This window comes from Sphingobium sp. BS19 (genome assembly GCF_027925545.1).
In the GTDB taxonomy this organism is placed as follows: Bacteria; Pseudomonadota; Alphaproteobacteria; order Sphingomonadales; family Sphingomonadaceae; genus Sphingobium.
Genome location: NZ_BSEF01000010.1, coordinates 223295 through 241775, shown reverse-complemented (window position 1 = coordinate 241775; position 18481 = coordinate 223295). Strand labels below are relative to the sequence as shown.

General features: G+C 63.3%; 13 protein-coding genes. 10 read left to right on the top strand and 3 right to left on the bottom strand.

Annotated features, from left to right (window positions below):
• Positions 1-235 precede the first annotated feature (235 nt).
• The 10 genes from tkt (at position 236) to QMG56_RS13585 (ending at position 13586) form a co-directional block, all read left to right on the top strand.
• Positions 236-2338, top strand: coding sequence for a transketolase (gene tkt, locus QMG56_RS13630; protein WP_281822865.1), 2103 nt, complete (start codon positions 236-238; stop codon positions 2336-2338).
• Positions 2323-5130 carry a bifunctional transaldolase/phosoglucose isomerase gene (locus QMG56_RS13625; RefSeq protein ID WP_281822864.1) on the top strand — a complete coding sequence of 936 codons (2808 nt, stop codon included), beginning with the start codon at positions 2323-2325 and terminating at the stop codon, positions 5128-5130. The genes tkt and QMG56_RS13625 overlap by 16 nt, the downstream gene beginning before the upstream one ends.
• Positions 5131-5141: 11 nt before the next feature.
• Entirely contained in the window at positions 5142-6125 is a 984-nt protein-coding gene (gene gnd, locus QMG56_RS13620) for a phosphogluconate dehydrogenase (NAD(+)-dependent, decarboxylating) (RefSeq protein ID WP_047100356.1), read from the top strand.
• On the top strand, positions 6122-7552 hold the full coding sequence (gene zwf, locus QMG56_RS13615) for a glucose-6-phosphate dehydrogenase (RefSeq protein WP_047100357.1): 1431 nt from the start codon (positions 6122-6124) through the stop codon (positions 7550-7552). The genes gnd and zwf overlap by 4 nt, the downstream gene beginning before the upstream one ends.
• Before the next feature lie 20 nt (positions 7553-7572).
• A complete protein-coding gene (locus QMG56_RS13610) occupies positions 7573-8364 on the top strand; it encodes a Cof-type HAD-IIB family hydrolase (protein ID WP_281822863.1) in 792 nt (263 codons plus the stop codon).
• Between the two features lie 54 nt (positions 8365-8418).
• Complete coding sequence (locus QMG56_RS13605; RefSeq protein WP_230187284.1) at positions 8419-9198, top strand: HAD-IIB family hydrolase; 780 nt, start codon at positions 8419-8421, stop codon at positions 9196-9198.
• An 81-nt stretch (positions 9199-9279) separates the two neighbouring features.
• A complete protein-coding gene (locus QMG56_RS13600; protein WP_084718454.1) occupies positions 9280-10581 on the top strand; it encodes a glycoside hydrolase family 130 protein in 1302 nt (433 codons plus the stop codon).
• Positions 10582-10712: 131 nt separating this feature from the next.
• On the top strand, positions 10713-11417 hold the full coding sequence (gene pgl / locus QMG56_RS13595) for a 6-phosphogluconolactonase (RefSeq protein ID WP_281822862.1): 705 nt from the start codon (positions 10713-10715) through the stop codon (positions 11415-11417).
• 883 nt (positions 11418-12300) lie between these two features.
• Positions 12301-12675 carry a hypothetical protein gene (locus QMG56_RS13590; protein ID WP_230187282.1) on the top strand — a complete coding sequence of 125 codons (375 nt, stop codon included), beginning with the start codon at positions 12301-12303 and terminating at the stop codon, positions 12673-12675.
• A gap of 68 nt (positions 12676-12743) precedes the next feature.
• On the top strand, positions 12744-13586 hold the full coding sequence (locus tag QMG56_RS13585) for a class I mannose-6-phosphate isomerase (protein WP_281822861.1): 843 nt from the start codon (positions 12744-12746) through the stop codon (positions 13584-13586).
• Between the two features lie 133 nt (positions 13587-13719).
• On the opposite strand, the gene QMG56_RS13580 is transcribed toward QMG56_RS13585, so the two are convergent.
• From QMG56_RS13580 to QMG56_RS13570, 3 genes are all read right to left on the bottom strand, one after another.
• Entirely contained in the window at positions 13720-15291 is a 1572-nt protein-coding gene (locus tag QMG56_RS13580; protein ID WP_281822860.1) for an oleate hydratase, read from the bottom strand.
• Positions 15292-15640: 349 nt separating this feature from the next.
• Complete coding sequence (locus QMG56_RS13575) at positions 15641-18055, bottom strand: phosphoketolase (RefSeq protein ID WP_309298566.1); 2415 nt, start codon at positions 18053-18055, stop codon at positions 15641-15643.
• An 81-nt stretch (positions 18056-18136) separates the two neighbouring features.
• Positions 18137-18433: a hypothetical protein gene (locus QMG56_RS13570; RefSeq protein ID WP_281822859.1), complete on the bottom strand. Its 297-nt coding sequence runs from the start codon at positions 18431-18433 to the stop codon at positions 18137-18139.
• Positions 18434-18481 lie beyond the last annotated feature (48 nt).

The following is an 18481-nucleotide window of genomic DNA, read 5'->3' as shown; positions in this document are numbered from 1 at the left end:
AGATGTCGCGGACGAAGCGCCTGGTATCGTGCGCGGTGTAGCAGCTGCATTGTCGGTCGGCCATCCGATGGTGTGCGGCAGCTTGTTACCCGTTGCCTCGCCCGCAATGTCACGCTTTGATCTGCGTCAATGACGCGACCTGTCGCCACGCCAATCTTCGGCAGGCGCAGCGAGCGTCCTTCGGATGGAGTCGTGCTGTGCACGTGCGTCGAACAAAGGGATCGCGAGGAGGTATATGCCCGGTACAACGGCGTCGGCACAGCCATCGCATGAGGACGGATCGAGGGAAAGACTCGCGATCGACACCATCCGCACGCTGGCGATGGATGCCGTGCAGAAGGCCAATTCGGGCCATCCAGGCACGCCGATGGCGCTCGCGCCGGTGGCTCATACGCTGTGGCGAGACTTCATCCGCTATGATCCGGACACGCCCGATTGGCCGAACCGCGATCGCTTCATTCTGTCGGTCGGCCATGCCTCGATGCTGCTCTATGCGGTGTTGCACCTGGCCGGGGTCAAGGAGATCGATGCTGACGGCAAGCTTACGGGCAAGCCCGCTGTCAGTCTCGACGACATCAAGCAGTTCCGGCAATTGGGTTCGAAGACTCCCGGCCATCCAGAGTATCGTATGACGACTGGGGTCGAGACGACGACCGGTCCGCTCGGCCAGGGTTGCGGCAATTCGGTGGGGATGGCGATTGCCGAGCATGCGCTGGCTTCCCGCTTCAATCGCGACAGCTTCGACCTGTTCGATCACGACATCTATGTGCTGTGCGGCGACGGCGACATGATGGAGGGCGTTTCCGGCGAGGCCGCCTCGGTCGCCGGTCACCTCGCGCTTTCCAACCTCTGCTGGATCTACGACAGCAACCATATCTCGATCGAGGGGTCGACCAAGCTCGCCTTCACCGAGGATGTGGGCCAGCGGTTCGTGGGCTATGGCTGGAACGTCATCCACCTCGACGACGCCAACGACACCCACGCCTTCGCGGAGGCATTGACGACCTTCCGCGCGACGGACGACCGGCCAACCTTCATCGTCGTTCAGTCTGTGATAGGCTGGGGCAGCCCGAAGGCGGGCAGCGAAAAGGTGCATGGCGAGCCGCTCGGCGACGCTAATGTTCGCGCGACCAAGAAGGCCTATGGGTGGCCCGAGGGTGCGCAATTCCTCGTGCCAGACGGCGTTGCCGAGGCCTTTCACGATGCCGTCTCCGGCCGCGGCAAGCCCGCGCGCGAGGCATGGGAAGCGACGTTCGCGCGCTACCGCGAGAGCTTCCCGGCGGAGGCCGCCGAAATAGGCTTGCTACGCCAAGGCAAGCTGCCGGACGGGTGGGACGCCGATATCCCGCCCTTCCCGACCGACGCCAAGGGCCTCGCCTCGCGCGACAGCGGTGGCAAGGTGCTGAACGCCATCGCACCCCACGTGCCGCTACTGATCGGCGGCGCGGCCGATCTCGCCCCCTCGACCAAGACGAACCTCACCTTCGAGGGCGCCGGCGCTTTCGAGCGGGACGATTATTCAGGCCGCAACATGCATTTCGGCGTGCGCGAACATGCGATGGGATCGATCGCCAACGGCATGGCGCTGAGTTACCTGCGTCCGTACACCGGCACCTTCCTGGTCTTCGCGGACTATATGCGGCCCCCGATCCGGCTCGCGGCGATCATGGAATTGCCGGTGGTCTTCGTGTTCACCCATGACAGCATCGGCGTGGGCGAGGACGGGCCGACCCACCAGCCGATCGAGCATCTGGCAACGCTGCGAGCGATCCCCGGGCTCGACACGATCCGGCCGGGCGATGCCAACGAGGTGGCGATGGCGTGGAAAGTCGCGCTCTCGCACACCAGCGAGCCGACCGCGCTGATCTTCTCCCGCCAGGTGATCCAGACGCTCGACCGCGAGAAATATGCGTCCGCCGACGGGCTGGAGCGGGGCGGCTATATCCTCGCGGATGTCGAGGACCGCGATCCCGACGTGATCCTGATCGGCACCGGCAGCGAACTGCCGATGGTGGTCGCTGCGCACGAGCAGCTGGTCGCCGAGGGGGTGAAGTCCCGCGTAGTATCGCTGCCGAGCTGGTACCTGTTCGAGAAGCAGGACGATGCCTATCGCGAGACGGTGTTCCCCAATGCGGTGCGCGCCCGCCTCGCGGTGGAGCAGGCCGGTTCGATGGGGTGGGATCGCTATGTCGGCCATGATGGCGGCACGATCACGATGAAGACGTTCGGCTCCTCCGCCCCGCTTGCCAAGCTGCAGGAGAAATACGGCTTCACCGTCGCCAATATCTGCGCCGTGGCGCGCGAGCTGATCGAGAAGAACACATGGCCAGCCGCTTGAAGCAACTCAGCGAAGCGGGTCAGGCCGTCTGGCTCGATTTCGTCGACCGCAAGTTTTTGGGCCAAGGCGGGCTGCGCAAGCTCATCGAGGAGGATGGGCTCACCGGCGTCACCTCCAATCCTTCCATCTTCGAGAAGGCTATGGGGCATGGGGACGCCTATGACGCCGGCTTCACGGAATTCCTCGGCAAGGCCGATGCGAGCGTGGTGGACACCTATGAAAGCCAGGCGATCGCCGACATCAAGGCGGCGGCGACCAACCTGCGGCCGGCCTATGACAGGCTCCGCGGCAAGGACGGCTATGTCAGCCTCGAAGTCTCGCCCTATCTCGCCAACAACACCGATGCGACGATCGAGGAAGCGCAGCGGCTTTGGGCGGCCGTCGGCGCGCCGAACCTGATGGTGAAGGTGCCGGGCACGAAGGCCGGCATGCCCGCGATCCGCCGGCTGATCACGGACGGCATCAACATCAACGTCACTTTGCTGTTCTCGCTCGAAGCCTATCAGGCCGTCGCGGAGGCCTATGTCGGCGGCCTGGAGGCGCGGGTGCAGCGCGCCGAGCCGATCGACCGTGTCGCGAGCGTCGCCAGCTTCTTCGTCAGCCGGATCGACGCGCAGATCGACAAATCGATCGATGCGCGGGTGGCGGCCAACGATCCCGAGAGCGACGCGCTGAAGGCGATCCGTGGTAAGGTAGCCATCGCCAACGCCAAGCTCGCCTATGACTGGTATCGCCGCTTTATCGCGGGCAACCGCTGGCAGGCGCTCGCCGCCAAGGGCGCGATGCCGCAGCGGCTGCTCTGGGCGTCCACCGGCACCAAGGATCCGGCCTATCCGGACACGCTCTATATCGACACGCTGATCGGCCCCGACACGATCAACACGATGCCGCCCCAGACGATGGACGCATTCCGGGACCGCGGCAGCGTCCACGGAACGCTCACTAAAAGGTTGGACGAGGCGCGGCATGTTCTCGACGAGGCGAAGCGCCTCGGCCTCGATCTCGGCGGCGTCACCACGGGGCTGGTCGACGATGGCGTGCGGCTGTTCGCCGATGCGGCCGATGCGCTGCTCGGCGCGGTCGCGCAGAAGCGCACCGCCTTCCTCGGAGATCGCCAGAACGGGATGACGGCCACGCTGCCGACCGGGCTGAACGAAGCCGTTGAGAAGCGGCTGGAACAAGCCCGCGCAGATGCCTGGGCACGGCAGCTGTGGGCGGGCGACGCAACGCTCTGGACGGGCAAGGACGAGAGCAAATGGCTCGGATGGCTGCCGGCCGCACGCGGGCAGCAGGTCGATCCCGCCGCATTGAAGGCGCTCGGCGAGGAAGCGAAGCGCTACCGCCACGCCGTTCTGCTCGGCATGGGCGGATCGAGCCTCGGGCCCGAGGTGCTGGCGAACATCCTCGGCAACGCGCCGGGCAGCCCGATGCTGCACGTGCTCGACACCACCGATCCTGGCCAGATCACCACCGTCGCCGCCGCGATCGATCCGGCCGACACCTTGTTCATCGTCTCGTCCAAGTCGGGCTCGACGATGGAGCCGGAGCTGCTGCGCGCTTTTTTCTACGATCTAGCCGGCAAGGATGGCGCACGCTTCGTCGCCGTGACCGATCCGGGATCGAAGCTGGAGGCGACGGCCAAAGCGGATGGCTTCGCGCATGTTTTTCCCGGCGATCCCACGATCGGCGGGCGCTACTCGGTGCTCTCCGCCTTCGGCATGGTGCCGGCCGCCGCGATGGGGATCGACGTCCACGCCTTCTACGAGGCGACGGCGCCGATGGTGTTCGCCTGTGGGGCAGATGCGCCGCCGGCGGCGAATCCGGGCATCCGGCTTGGCGCGCTCATCGGCGAGGCCGCGCTCGCCGGGCGCGACAAGCTCACCATCCTGACTTCGCCGAAGCTCGCGCCATTCGGCGCGTGGCTCGAGCAATTGCTTGCGGAGTCGACCGGCAAGGAGGGCAAGGGCATCGTCCCGGTCGATCTGGAGCCAATCGGCGCGATCGAAGCCTATGGGGCCGACCGGCTATTCGTCCACTTCGAGATGGCGGGCGACGCCGAGGATGGCCTTGATACGGCGCTGACGAAATTGGCCGAAGCCGGGCATCCAGTGGTCCGCATCACGGTCGCCAAGCCCGAGCTGATCGGGCAGGAATTCTTCCGCTGGGAGATCGCGACCGCGGTCGCCGGCGCGGTGATCGGCATCGATCCGTTCGACCAGCCCGACGTGGAAGATGCCAAGATCGCCACGCGCAAGCTGGTGGATGCCTATGAGGCGTCGGGCGCGCTGGAGCCCGAGACCGCCGCGGCGGAGGATAATGACTTCGCCATCTTTACCGCAGACGACAGCGGCTTTGGTTCAGCCCAACCGGCAGCGCTGCTGCGGATGCACTTCGCAGGCCTGGCGCCTGGCGATTATGCCGGGTTCCTTGGCTATGTGGAGCGCGACGAGACGAACGCGGCGGCAATCGCGGCGATGCGGGTAGCGGTACGCGATGCCAAGGCGGTGGCGACGGTCGCGGGCTTCGGGCCGCGCTTCCTCCACTCGACGGGCCAGGCCTACAAGGGCGGCCCGGCGAGCGGCGTCTTCCTGACGATCACGCGCGATCCCGATCCCGATCTGGCGATTCCCGGCAGGACGGCGAGCTTCGGCACCGTCCAGATCGCGCAGGCGCGCGGCGACATGGACGTGCTCGCCGCGCGCGGCCGGCGCGTTCTGCGCGTCCACCTGAAAAAGGCCGGCGGGCGCATCGAAGCCTTGCGCGCGGCGATCGTCGCGGCAGCCCAGAATTAAGGAACCAGCGCATGCGTCTCGCAATGATCGGCCTCGGCAGGATGGGAGCCAATATAGCGCGCCGGCTAATGCGCGGCGGTCACGAGATCGTCGCCTTCGATCGCAACGCTCCGGCGGTGGCAGAGCTGGCCGGCGAAGGCGCGACCGCCGCCGCCTCGCTTGAGGAGGTCGCCGACAAGCTGGAGAGCCCGCGAATCTTCTGGGTAATGCTGCCGGCGGGGCCGCCGACGGAGAGCACGATCGCGACGCTGATGGCCTTGGCTGCCCCAGGCGACATCATCATCGACGGCGGCAACAGCTTCTACAAGGACGACATCCGCCGGGCGAAGCTGTGCGCAATGCAAGGCCTCCACTATGTCGATGTGGGCACCTCGGGCGGCGTATGGGGACTCGAGCGCGGCTATTGCATGATGATCGGCGGCGATTTTGCTACTCTCGACAGCCTCGATCCCCTGTTCGAGGTGCTGGCGCCGGGCCATGGCACCATCCCGCGCACGCCGGAGCGCGGCGACCCCAATGAGGATGCGCGCGCCGAGAAGGGCTATATCCACACCGGTCCCGCGGGTTCGGGCCACTTCGTCAAGATGGTGCACAACGGCATCGAATATGGCCTGATGCAGGCCTATGCTGAGGGGTTCGACATCCTGAAGGGCAAGTCTTCCGACAAGCTGCCGGAAGACGAGCGCTTCGACCTCAACCTGACCGACATCGCCGAGGTCTGGCGGCGCGGTAGCGTCATTTCCTCTTGGCTGCTCGACCTATCGGCCGCGGCGCTCGCCAAGGATCAGATGCTCGAGCAATTCTCTGGCCAAGTCGCGGATTCCGGCGAGGGTCACTGGACGATCGAGGCGGCAATGGAGGAGGCGGTTCCTGCCTACGTCCTCTCTGCAGCACTGTTCGCGCGCTACCGCAGCCGGGTCGACACGACATTCGGCGACAAGCTGCTCTCGGCGATGCGGTTCGGCTTTGGGGGCCATGTCGAGATGCCCCAATGAGCGATGCTCCGGCTGCACCCCCTGCTACCTTCGTCATCTTCGGCGCTCTAGGGGACCTCACCCGCCGGTTGCTGGTACCCGCGCTCGTTAACCTCGCCCGGGCCGGCTTGCTCGCCGATGACATGACGCTGCTCGGCGTCAGCCATCATGACGGCGACGACGAGCATCTGCGCCAGGCGCTTGACGATTTCGTGAAGGACGATGCCGACTGGCAGCGGCTCCGCGGCCGTATCCGCTATTTGCGGGGAGATTTCGCCGATCCCGCCACGTACCAGGCGCTCGGCACCCAACTCACCGGCAACGCGGTCTTCTACCTCGCCACCGCACCGAGCTTCTTCGGGACCGTCGTCGATCAGCTCGGCGAAGGGGGGCTGCTCAACGCGACTGCCGGCTTCCGCCGCATCGTGATCGAAAAGCCGTTCGGCACCGACCTCGCCACTGCGCAGGCGCTCAACAGGCAGATCCTTACCCAGGCGAGAGAGGATCAGATTTACCGGATCGACCATTTCCTGGGAAAGGAGACGGTGCAGAACATCATGGTCGCACGCTTCGGCAACGCCATGATCGAAGCCGTCTGGAACAACCGCTACGTCGATCATGTCCAGATTACCGCCGCCGAGGCCGTGACTGTCGGCACGCGCGGCAGATTCTATGACGGCACGGGCGCATTGCGCGACATGGTACCCAATCACCTCTTTCAGCTGCTGGCGATGATTGGGATGGAGCCGCCGATCAGCTTCGATGCCGAGGCAATCCATACCGAGAAGGGGAAGGTCATCGCCGCCATCCGCCCGATCGATCCGGCCGAGGCCATTCGCGGCCGCTATGCAGCTGGCAGCATAGCCGGCAAGCCAGTGCCCGCTTACCTCGCCGAACCGGACGTCGATCCCGCCAGCCGCACCGAGACCTTCGCCGCGCTCAAGGTGCACGTGGAGACCTGGCGATGGTCGGGCGTGCCTTTCTATCTACGCACCGGTAAGGCGATGCCGGTACGCGATACCGAGATCGTGGTTCAGTTCCGTGACGTGCCACTGGCGCTGTTCCGGGAGACGGTGGTGGATCGCCTGCCCCCCAACCGCCTCGTCGTGCAAATTCAGCCGGACGAGGGCATCAGCCTCGAGTTTGTGGTCAAGCGGCCGGGGCCCGTCGTGAACACCGCGCCCGTCGCCATGAACTTTCGCTACAAGGACCATTTCGAGGTCGGCCACCAGACTGGCTACGAAACTTTGCTCTACGACGTGCTAACCGGCGATCAGACGCTGTTCCAGCGAGCCGACCAGATCGAAGGTGGCTGGCGCGCGGTGCAGCCGCTCCTCGATGTGTGGGCTCAGGGCACTCCGGAGGAATATGCTGCGGGCAGCGCCGGTCCCGAAAGTGCGGATGCGCTGATGCACCGCTCGCACCGACGCTGGCATCACCTCGGGTGAGCGGGCGCATCCGCCTACTCGTGTCCGATATCGACGGCACGCTCGTCCGCCGCGACAAGAGCCTCTCCGAAGGCGTGATCGCAGCGGTCGGGCGGGCCAAGGCGGCCGGCATCGCGGTGAGCCTGATCAGCGCCCGACCGCCCAGCGGCATGCTGTGGATCGCGGAACGGCTGGAGCTCACGGGCGTCCTCGGCGCCTTCAATGGTGGCACGATCGTCCAGCCCGACGGGACTGTCGTCTCGGCCGACCAGCTCGAGCCCGAATGCGCCGCACGGGCGCTCGCGCTGCTGGATCACCCGGCCATCACCCCGTGGCTGTTCGCGGGCGGCCTCTGGTATGCCCGCGCAATTGACGGTGTGTATGTTCCGCGCGAGCGCCGCGCGGCCAACATCGACCTGATCATCAGGCGCGACTTCGCGGGACTGCTCGCCCATCCCGACAAGATCGTCGGCGTCAGCGACGACCATGCACTGCTCGCGCGACTTGACGGAGAGATCGCGGCCGCACTCGGGCAGGACGTCACCGTTGGCCGTTCCCAGCCCTACTATCTCGACATCACCGCCCCCCGCGCCAACAAGGGCGATGGCGTCGCCGCACTGGCCGCCGCGATCGGCGTGCCGCTCGCTAACGTCGCCGTGCTCGGCGATGAGCGCAATGACCTGCCGATGTTCGCGCGCGCAGGTCTCTCGATTGCAATGGGACAGGGTCCCGATGCCGTCCGGGCCGCCGCTGACCGGGTAACTCGGTCGAACGAGGAGGACGGCGTTGCCCATGCGATAGACGAGATCATCCTGCCGGAAGCGGCTCCATGAGCGAGGCGATTTCAACGATCCGCCGGACGACGGCATCATGAGTGGAGCTTGCCGATGAAGCGACTTATCGCTTTCGACTTGGACGGCACCCTGGCCGAGAGCAAACAGCCGATCGACCAAGCGACGGCCGAGTTGCTTGCCGAGCTTCTCGATCTCCTCCGCGTTGCGGTGATCTCCGGGGGCGACTGGCCACAGTTCGAGACACAAGTCGTGTCGCGGCTGCCCAGGAAAGCCAACCTCCGTCAGCTGTTCATCATGCCGACCACGGGTACCAAGCTCTACCGTTTCGATGAGGGCTGGCAGGTCGTGTACGCCGACGTCTTCTCGCAAGAAGAGCGCAGCCGCATCCTCGATGCGTTAACCAGGGCAGCCGACGAGAGTGGGCTCCGCGAGACCCAGATATGGGGCGAACGAGTGGAGGATCGCGGCAGCCAGATCACGTTTTCCGGGCTCGGGCAGCTCGCTCCCCTCGACGCAAAGACCGCGTGGGATCCAGACTTCGCCAAGCGCAAACGCCTCCAGGCGGCCCTCCGAACGACGCTCCACGATCTCTCGGTCAACATTGGCGGATCAACCTCGATCGACATCACTCGTCATGGCATCGACAAAGCTTACGGAATGCGCAAGCTAGCCAAGCATGCCGGCGTTCCCTTCGCCGAAATGCTCTTCCTCGGCGACGCGATCTACCCGGGGGGCAACGACAACCCTGTTCGTGAGGCGGGGATTGATACGATCGCAGTCCGGGACGTCGCCGAGACCAGGACCGCGATCTCGGCGATCATCGCTTGCCTGAGGCCTTCACAGGCAAATGGTCGAGGGGATCCAGTGCCCTGAACAAAGGCTTCCCGAACAAGCGCACCGAGATTCTATCCGACCGGCGGACGAAGCCGCGAGACAACAGCAATGGAGCTCATCATGTCGAAGGCTGATTTTGTGACCCGCCTGCCTGTGTTGCTTCGGTCCGATCCAGCGCGCGTGGTCATTCGGCCTTACACCCCAGCGGCGGATCCGAAGGGGTTCGACCAGGGAGATCGTCCGCGCGCACAACGCATCGCAGATCGGGTGCTTGCGCTCGATGAAGCCGAGTTGCGCGAAGAATTGCGACGCCTCCTGACCGACTTCTCAGGTCGTCACCGGGACGTGGAGTCAGTCTTCCTTCGGCGGTTTCAAGAGGTGAACGGATTGATTATATGCAAATGCGAAGTCAGCCGCGACCGCGCAATCTTGATTGGGGCTTACTTCAGCAATGAATATTCCTACGAGGCCGCGGCTTTGTTCAACCCGAGCATTGTCCCTCACCCCGACCAGTCCGGCGTCGCAGCCGATGCCATCCGCTTCGTTCTTTCGCTGCGAGCGGTCGGCGAAGGACATGTTTCATCGGTCGCCTTCCGCACGGGCGTGTGCGGAGCGAACGGTGTCGTCGCGATCGATCCCTCCAGTCCAAGGCCGGTCGTGCTGCAGATGGAAAACATGCCCGGCGACGGGACGAGCGAGCCGGGCGTGCGTATCATCTGCGATGGGAGTCATGATCTGTCGGAAATCGTATTGTTTCCAATGACGCCCAGCCAGCGCAACGGCATCGAAGACCTCCGTCTCGTTCGTTTTGTCGATGATGACGGGAGCGCAACTTACCTCGGCACTTACACCGCTTTCAATGGTCAAGCGATCCGACAGGAGTTGCTCCGCACCACTGATTTTAGAACCTTCGAACTCAAAGCCCTCCACGGAGACGCCACGAGCAGCAAGGGGATGGCGCTGTTCCCGCGTCGTATCGACGGGCAATACGCAATACTCGGTCGGCAGGACAACGAGAACATCTTGTTCCTGACGTCGGACGATCTATACGACTGGAACGGCGGCGTGAAAACGGTTTCGCCGCGCTGGCCTTGGGAATTCGTTCAGATCGGCAATTGCGGGTCGCCCATCGAGATCGATGAGGGCTGGCTGCTGATCACGCATGGCGTCGGTTCAGTGCGAAACTATTGCATCGGGGCATGCCTCCTGGACCGCAACGATCCGTCGAAACTGCTGGCGCGCGTGACTCAACCGCTGCTCCGATCAGATGCCGAAGAACGCGAAGGCTATGTTCCGAACGTGGCTTACAGTTGCGGCGCGATGGTCCACAATCGCGTGCTGGTGCTGCCCTATGCCGTTGCCGACAGCTTCACCACCTTCGCGACGGTGCCACTCGACCAGCTTCTGGCGGCGATGGCGTAGGAAACATCTTGGGAGCCTGACGGAGTGACGGAGTAGGGTGACCGGGAATAAATGTGGCAAACATGCTGCTTCCTCCCGGCGCATGCTTAGCTCGCAGGTAGCCGCCCTCGCTTTCCAATGAGGCTTTGGTGATGCACGAGGTCGAGTGGCTGGAATTCGACGACCGAGCCGCAATGGTGTGGCAGGTCGTCAACGATGTTGAGATCGCGGTAGAATGCGCGGTCGACGCGCGCGGGTGCGCGTTGCTTGCAGTGCCGGGCGGCAAGACGCCAGTGCCGATATTCCGCGCGTTGGCCGCTCGCTCACTGAACTGGCCGAAGGTCATGCTGCTGCCGACTGATGAAAGGTTGGTCGCGGAGGATGATCCGCTCAGCAATGCCGGCTTGATTCGCGCTCATTTCGGCACCACGGGCGCTACCATAATGCCGCTGTGCGAGCGCGTGGATATCGACCCAGGGGCGGCGGGCCGCGCCGCGGATCGGCGCCTGCGGGTGCTGCAATGGCCATTCGACCTTGTCTGGCTCGGGATGGGTGAGGATGGCCATACCGCCTCGATCCTGCCGGGGCCGGATTTTGAGGCGGCGTTGAGCGCTCCGTTATCACGCCGCGCCTGCGGCGTCGTTCCCGACCCACCACCAAAGGAGGCACCGGTCGCGCGCGTTACCCTCACTCGAGCGGCGCTTGTGGCGACACGGACGCTGATGTTGACGATCAGCGGTGACAAGAAGCGCGCGGTTGCGAGGCAGGCAATCGAAGACGGCCCGCGGTCAGCAACCGCGATTGGGCGCGTGCTGGCCGAGTGCAGCGCACCAATTAAAGTCGTTTGGTGCAAGTGAAGCGCGTACCGTCCGGGGATTTCCTGCGTTGGCGATGATGTTCGCTGTGATCGGCCTCGTAGTGGGCGTTAGGATATCTTGTGCGACCGAGCCCAATGACCGGCAAGTCGGCTGAAAACAAAGGAACGAAAGTGATGATGAAACCTACTCACCATAATCGGCGGTCATTCATTTCTGGTAGTGTTGCGCTTGCGGCGGCGGGGACGGTCATTTCCGCCGCCGAGGCGCAGCAAAGCAGGGGGATGGCGAGTATGAAACGGGGAATGACGTTATCGGACTGTGTACAGGATTGTCTCGAATCACATAAGATGTGCCTGGAAACTGCCCGTTACTGCATGGACAAAGGCGGAAAACACGTTAGCACCAAGCATCTTTCACTCCTGCTTGACTGCGCGGAGATATGCCAGACGACAGCTAACTCTTTATTGCGGCGCTCTTCGCAGCATGCAGTGATTTGCGAGGCCTGCGCTCGGGTTTGCGAAGCCTGCGCGCGCGACTGCGACAGCTTTGCCGCAGACGCTCAGATGCGACAGTGTGCTTTAACCTGTCGGACATGTGCCCAAAGCTGTCGCGATATGGTCGGGATGGCCATCTGACGCGGACTTTTTTTGGTAGCGGCGGGCCCGAAGAATGCGCCGCATCTCTGTGCGGCGTGGCAGATCTTCCCGGCTGAGAGCTCTCGAGCGGAACGGACGATGACGGCTGCATCATCTCGCGCGGGGTCATTGGTTCGGAGCGCCCCTCCCATTTCCCTCACCTCAGCTTTTGACCCGAATCAAAACACCGGCCTTGGCTCGGGACTATAGTCGAAGCGCGACAGGGGCCTCGGAGGTAGATGATGCTGGTTTCCGATCAGCCGATATGCCGTTAGACACAGGAGACGATGATGTTTACCGAGCTTCTGCAGCTCGCCGCCGACAAGAAGCTGATCGTGGGCATGTGCGTCTATCCTCCAGGAGCTTCCGGGTATCACGTGCAAATCTGGACCGGCCCTAGCATGGGTGAGCGTACAGAATGGTGGGAGCGATTTCCGTGCGATATTCCGCACCGGGAGGCGCTTGATCGAGTCGCCGGAATCGCCGGGCGCGCCCTGGCACAAACGTGGCGCCGTGAGGCAGCCTCGAGTGCATTTTTCCAGCCCGCGCCTCGCCATGACCTGATCGAGCCGAACGTGAACCAGGCGGCAGACGAACCCGACAGGCGACGCCTCCGCATCCTGCACGGAGAGAGCGTCGGGAACCCTACGACTCCCCAGTGATGCACGAATGGATCGCGTGGTCATAGGTTCGCGACTACTGGGCGTCGCGTGACGAAGGAACCCGCTTCATGGCCGCCATCCGCCTGACCACCAAGCGAGTCGAGAAACCCTGGGGGCGGACCAACCTGTGGCCGGGCTTCGGCAGCGTGGCGCCAGGCGGTGAGCCCGTCGGAGAGATTTGGTTCGAGGCACCCGGCGATCCCGAGCTGCTCATAAAATATCTATTCACCAGCGAGAAGCTGTCGATCCAGGTTCACCCCGACGACACGGTGGCGCAGGCGCACGGCTATCCGCGCGGAAAGGACGAGGCGTGGGTGGTACTCGCCGCGGAGCCGCGTGCAACAATCGCGATTGGCACGGTGGCCCCAATGACCCAGGACGAACTTCGCCGCGCCGCGCTTGATGGCACGATCGAGAAGCTCGTCGACTGGAAGGCGGTCAAGGCGGGCGACGTCTATTATTCGCCCGCGCGCACCGTCCATGCGATCGGGCCGGGGCTGACGCTGGTCGAGGTGCAGCAGAATGTCGACCTGACATACCGCCTCTACGATTATGGCCGGCCGCGAGAGCTGCATCTCGACGAAGGCGTCGCAGCGAGCAATCCCGTCCCGTACGTCGCACCGTATGTAGCCAAGGAGGTCACGCCAGGTCGTACCATCCTCTCCGATCGCGCTGCCTTCGTGCTCGAGCGTTGGACGCGCTCGGGCGAGGCGACGCTTGCCAGTGACGGTCGGCCGATCTGGCTAGTGCCGCTCCAGGGCGGCGGCGCGATCGACAACGACGGCTTCGAGGCGTGCGGGGTGTGGCTCGCCGAGGGTGAAACCACGCTCCGCGTGGATCCAGGCACCGAACTGCTCGTCGTCTATCCCGGCGTGGGCGTGATCGACCGACTATGGGAGCCCGACGTGTGACATCCACCCTCCTCGCGGTTCAGCCGCGGTGACGGAGCCACTCTGGCGCCCGAGCAACAACGAGCGGCACAGCCAGGTGCCGAACTTCGTCTATAGTCTCAGGATACAGGCGCCTGACTGGGCTGACGGCGTACTACCGAAATGCCTTGATCACCGCGTTGAGGTTTACCATCGCCGACTTATCGTGATGTATTATTGATGGAATCACCGCATCGATCCCAAGCAGTTGATAAACCGCCATTTGCGCGACCCTCACAGAGTATTCGACGGTGAAGACTACATCTTCGGGTATTTCGACGAATTGACTGACGAAGGCGAGGTTCTTCGAGTTCTTTGGGACCGGCAGCGGACGGTCTTCGCTCGCACGCGGCATGAACATGCTGGTGATATAGGGCATTCGGCAAGGAATGCAGTTCGCCGTTTCGAATACCGTCAGGTCGAGGTTGAGGTGACCAGAAAGCTCGATCAATATCTCCTGACCGGTGCACTCCGACATTGGCTTCGCTACAAAGTCGCCCACCCGGTCGGGGTGCAACGCATAGCCCCAGAAAACGCGGGTCCCGGCAGGCTGGTCGGGGAAATGCGGTTGATGTGCCAGCACTACCGACATGAACCAATTGGAGTCCTTGAACGTAACGAGGCCGCCCGTGCCTGCCTCGTTGCCCGTAAAAGCCTGCATATGATCGAAGAAGGCGGTATTCTGCTGGGTGACAGTGAACGACAGCCAGTAGGACTCAGGGATTGAGGAATTAAACACGGCAGGATTTCCAAACTCGGGCCGCCCCTTGGCCAGCTTCTCCCACAGAGCCCAACCGGCGCTGTCATCCTTCGTCAGACGTTCGGGCGCCTTTGTCATCGATCCAAGGCTAGACGCGTCCGTCATCGAGCCGTTTTGAAAAAAGACAAGATCGTCAGCGTCGACGTTGACGGATCCGTTTCCACCAGCATCGCTCGTCTCGATGCTGGTGACTACTATCTTTCCGTTCATTGTCGACAGAGTGATGTCTGTCACCCGACAGTCAATGACGAAATGAACACCCCTCTCCCTCAGCCAGCTCGCCAGCGGACGAACCAATGAGTCATACTGGTTGTAGATCGTGCGCTTCACGCCCGCGAGCGTTTCGATGCGTGAGAATTCTTTCATGAAACGATGCAGGTAGCGTTTGAATTCGACCGCGCTATGCCAAGGCTGAAAAGCGAATGTCGTGGCCCACATATACCAGAACTTGGTCTCGAAGAATGTTGGCGACAGCCACTCGGTAATTCGACTTGAGCCCAGCGTTTCCTCGCTCGCCCCGGTGAGCTTCAGCAACTCGACGCGATCCTTCATTGAAAAACCCATGGAGGTGACGTTGAGGATCGCGCAGTTGCGGTCCACGAGGCGCGCTTTGGAATGCGATTTCACACGCTCGTTGAACGCGACCGTTTCTTCGAAGACGGTCCTGCCAGGCTGTTCGAGCGAAGGGATCGTCTTGAACAAGCCCCAGGTACATTCATAATTGTCCGTCGTCAGCATCCGCCCTCCCCGCATCGAATAACCATCCGCCGGGTTGCCACCGCCGTCCAGGCTTCCGCCCAGGACCGGCAGGGTCTCATAGACAGTGATGTTCTTGCCCCGCATGCCGCCATCGCGGATCATGAAGGCTGCTGCCGCCAGGGAGCCGATGCCTCCACCAACTAAGTGCGCTCTTCTGTCGTTTGCCATTTTGTTCTCCGGCGGACACCGCGTGCTTCCCTTGCGAATGTAGAGGAATCCCGTCCCTTAGCCGTTGACTCAGGTCAAAGGCTGACGTTCCGGAGCTCGGGTTTAGGTGGGGATGAAGCGCCCGCGAGCGGATGGCGCGCTGCCAAACGCTAGCGCCTACCACGCGCTCGACATTGTTCTTGAGTATGGCAGGCGGTGTGTCGAACCATATCAGGCAAATCAGGAAGAACCCTGCGGCCCCCACGATCACCGCAACCTCACGAGCGACATCTCGGGTAGTCCGCTGCTCGAGCAGTCTCGCCTTGAGCCTTGAGCAGCCGACGCTACGCAGCACACTTCGACGGGCGGTTCAATCGCCTGCGTCGGACGCAGCCCGGTAAGGCCAACTCCACTCGCGAATCCCGGGCATGTCCTCACCATAGGCCGTTATATATTGTTTGTGCTCGATCAGCCGGTCGCGAAACGCTTGCTTGGCGTGCGCGGTGGTGTCGGCAAGGCCCGGCACACGGTCGATCACATCCATTGCCAGATGGAACCGATCAAGATCGTTGCGCACGACCATGTCGAACGGTGTTGTGGTCGTCCCCTCCTCCTTGAAGCCGCGGACATGAAGATTGGCGTGGTTGGCTCGCCGGTAGGTCAGCCGGTGAATGAGGTACGGATAGCCATGGAAGGCAAAGACGATTGGCTTGTTTCGAGTGAACAGGCTGTCGAAGTCGTTGTCACTGAGGCCGTGTGGATGTTCGCTTCTTGGCTGAAGCGTCATCAAGTCGACGACGTTCACCACCCGGATCTTCAGTTCGGGAATGTGCTGACGAAGGAGGTCGACGGCCGCAAGCGTCTCGAGCGTTGGCACGTCGCCGGCGCAAGCCATGACGACATCCGGCTCCCTGCCGTCGCGATCGGTGCCCGCCCAGTCCCATATGCCCACCCCCGCAGCGCAATGCGTCTCCGCCTCGTCGGCGGTCAGCCATTGAGGTGCCGGTTGCTTGCCGGCCACGATCACGTTGATCCGGTCGTGGGTGCCCAGGCAGTGGTCAGCCACGCGCAGCAGGCAGTTGGCATCCGGTGGCAGATATACCCTGACCACATCGGCCTTTTTATTGACAACCAGATCGATGAAACCCGGATCCTGATGGCTGAAGCCGTTGTGGTCCTGCCGCCAGACATGACTGGTCAGCAGATAGTTGAATGAGGCGATCGGCCGACGCCAGTCCAGTCCGCGCGAGACCTTCAGCCATTTGGCATGCTGGTTGAACATCGAGTCGACGATGTGGACGAACGCCTCGTAGCAGTTGAACAGTCCGTGCCGTCCGGTCAGCAGATAGCCTTCAAGCCAGCCCTGGCAGAGATGCTCGGACAGTATTTCCATGACCCGCCCGCCGCGGGCAAGGTGCTCGTCATAAGGCTCGATCCGCTGCATCCAGGCGCGGTCGGTCACCTCGAACACCGCGTCCAGGCGGTTCGACGCGGTCTCGTCTGGTCCCATGACACGGAAGTTGCGGGCGTCCGCATTCAGTCGGAGCACGTCGGCGAGATACTTGCCCAGTTCCCGCGTCGCCTCGCCGATCGCGCCGCCGGGGCTCGGGACCGCCACCGCATGGTCGCGCCAGTCGGGGCGCCTGAGTGCGCGACGCAGCCGGCCGCCATTGGCATAAGGTGTGGATCCCATCCGCTTGTCACCGGCGGGAGCCAGCGCGCGTAGCTCGGGCAAAAGCCGGCCGGCCGCATCAAACAGCTCCTCGGGACGATAGCTTTGCATCCATTCCTCGAGCAGCCGGCGGTGGGCGGCATTCTCCCGCGCCTCGGCGATCGGCACTTGATGCGCCCGCCAGAAGCCTTCGACCCTCTTGCCGTCGACGTCCTTGGGACCAGTCCAGCCCTTCGGACTGCGCAACACGATCATGGGCCAACGGATCGTGCCAGGAGCCTCCCCGGCGCGCGCAGCGTGCTGAAATTCCGCGATCCGGTCGAAGACGCGGTCCAACGTCGCCGCCATTTGCCGGTGCATGTCCATCGGATCGCTGCCCTCAACGAAGAAGGGCTCGTGACCATAGGCCTCGAACAGCTTGCGCAGTACCGCATCGTCCTCCCGCCCCAGGATTGTTGGCCCGGCGATTTTGTAGCCGTTAAGGTGCAGAATCGGCAGCACTGCGCCGTCATGGACCGGATCGAGGAACTTGTTGCTGTGCCAGGAAGCGGCCAGCGGACCGGTCTCGGCTTCACCATCACCGATCACGCAGGCGACCACCAACTCGGGATTGTCGAATGCCGCGCCATAGGCGTGGACGAGCGCATAGCCGAGTTCCCCACCCTCGTGAATGGAGCCCGGGGTTTCCGGCGCGGCGTGGCTGGGGATGCCGCCGGGGAAGGAGAATTGACGGAAGAGCTGGCGCATGCCCTCCTCGTCATCGCTGATCGCCGGATAGATCTCGCTGTAGGTACCTTCGAGCCAGGTGTTGGCGACCATTCCGGGCCCGCCATGACCCGGCCCACAAACATAGAGGAGATCGGTATCGCGCGCCAGAATGATGCGATTGAGATGGGCGTAGATGAAGTTCAGCCCCGGCGTCGTCCCCCAATGGCCGAGCAACCGCGGCTTGACGTGTTCGTGCGTCAACGGCTCTCGAAGGAGCGGGTTATCGAGCAAGTAAATCTGCCCGACAGAGACATAATTCGCCGCGCGCCAATAACGGTCGATCAGCATCGCCTGCGTGTCCGAGAGACCGCTTATCGCCGGACTATTGTCTGCATGATCGGTCAAGCTCAATCTCCTCGACGTGAACAGCTTGTGCCCGACCCACTTGCTTTTCGTCCGACCTGCACTGGCAGGCTTTGATCTGCGTCAAAGACGTGACGCGATCGAGCCGAATGATCGGGTGAACCAATCGCAGGCAGCAACCACAGCATGGCCGCTGACGACCAGAAAAATCGACCGGGCGGCGCGCCAGGCAGGGCCCGAGCTACCGCCGTCGTGATCGCCGCTCGCGGCGACGCCTTTAGCACCGTCGGGCTGCCGGGCATCAACGACGAGCTTGACGTGCAGTCGGAACCACCAACCGCCTCGATGGTCGAGGTACGACGCCCCCTTGGCCCTTTTTTCTATCCCGATCTCGGACCTTGGATTTTTGACCTCGGTCAAAAGAACGGCCTTGACCCTGGACTATGGTCCAAGCGCGATAGGGGTGGC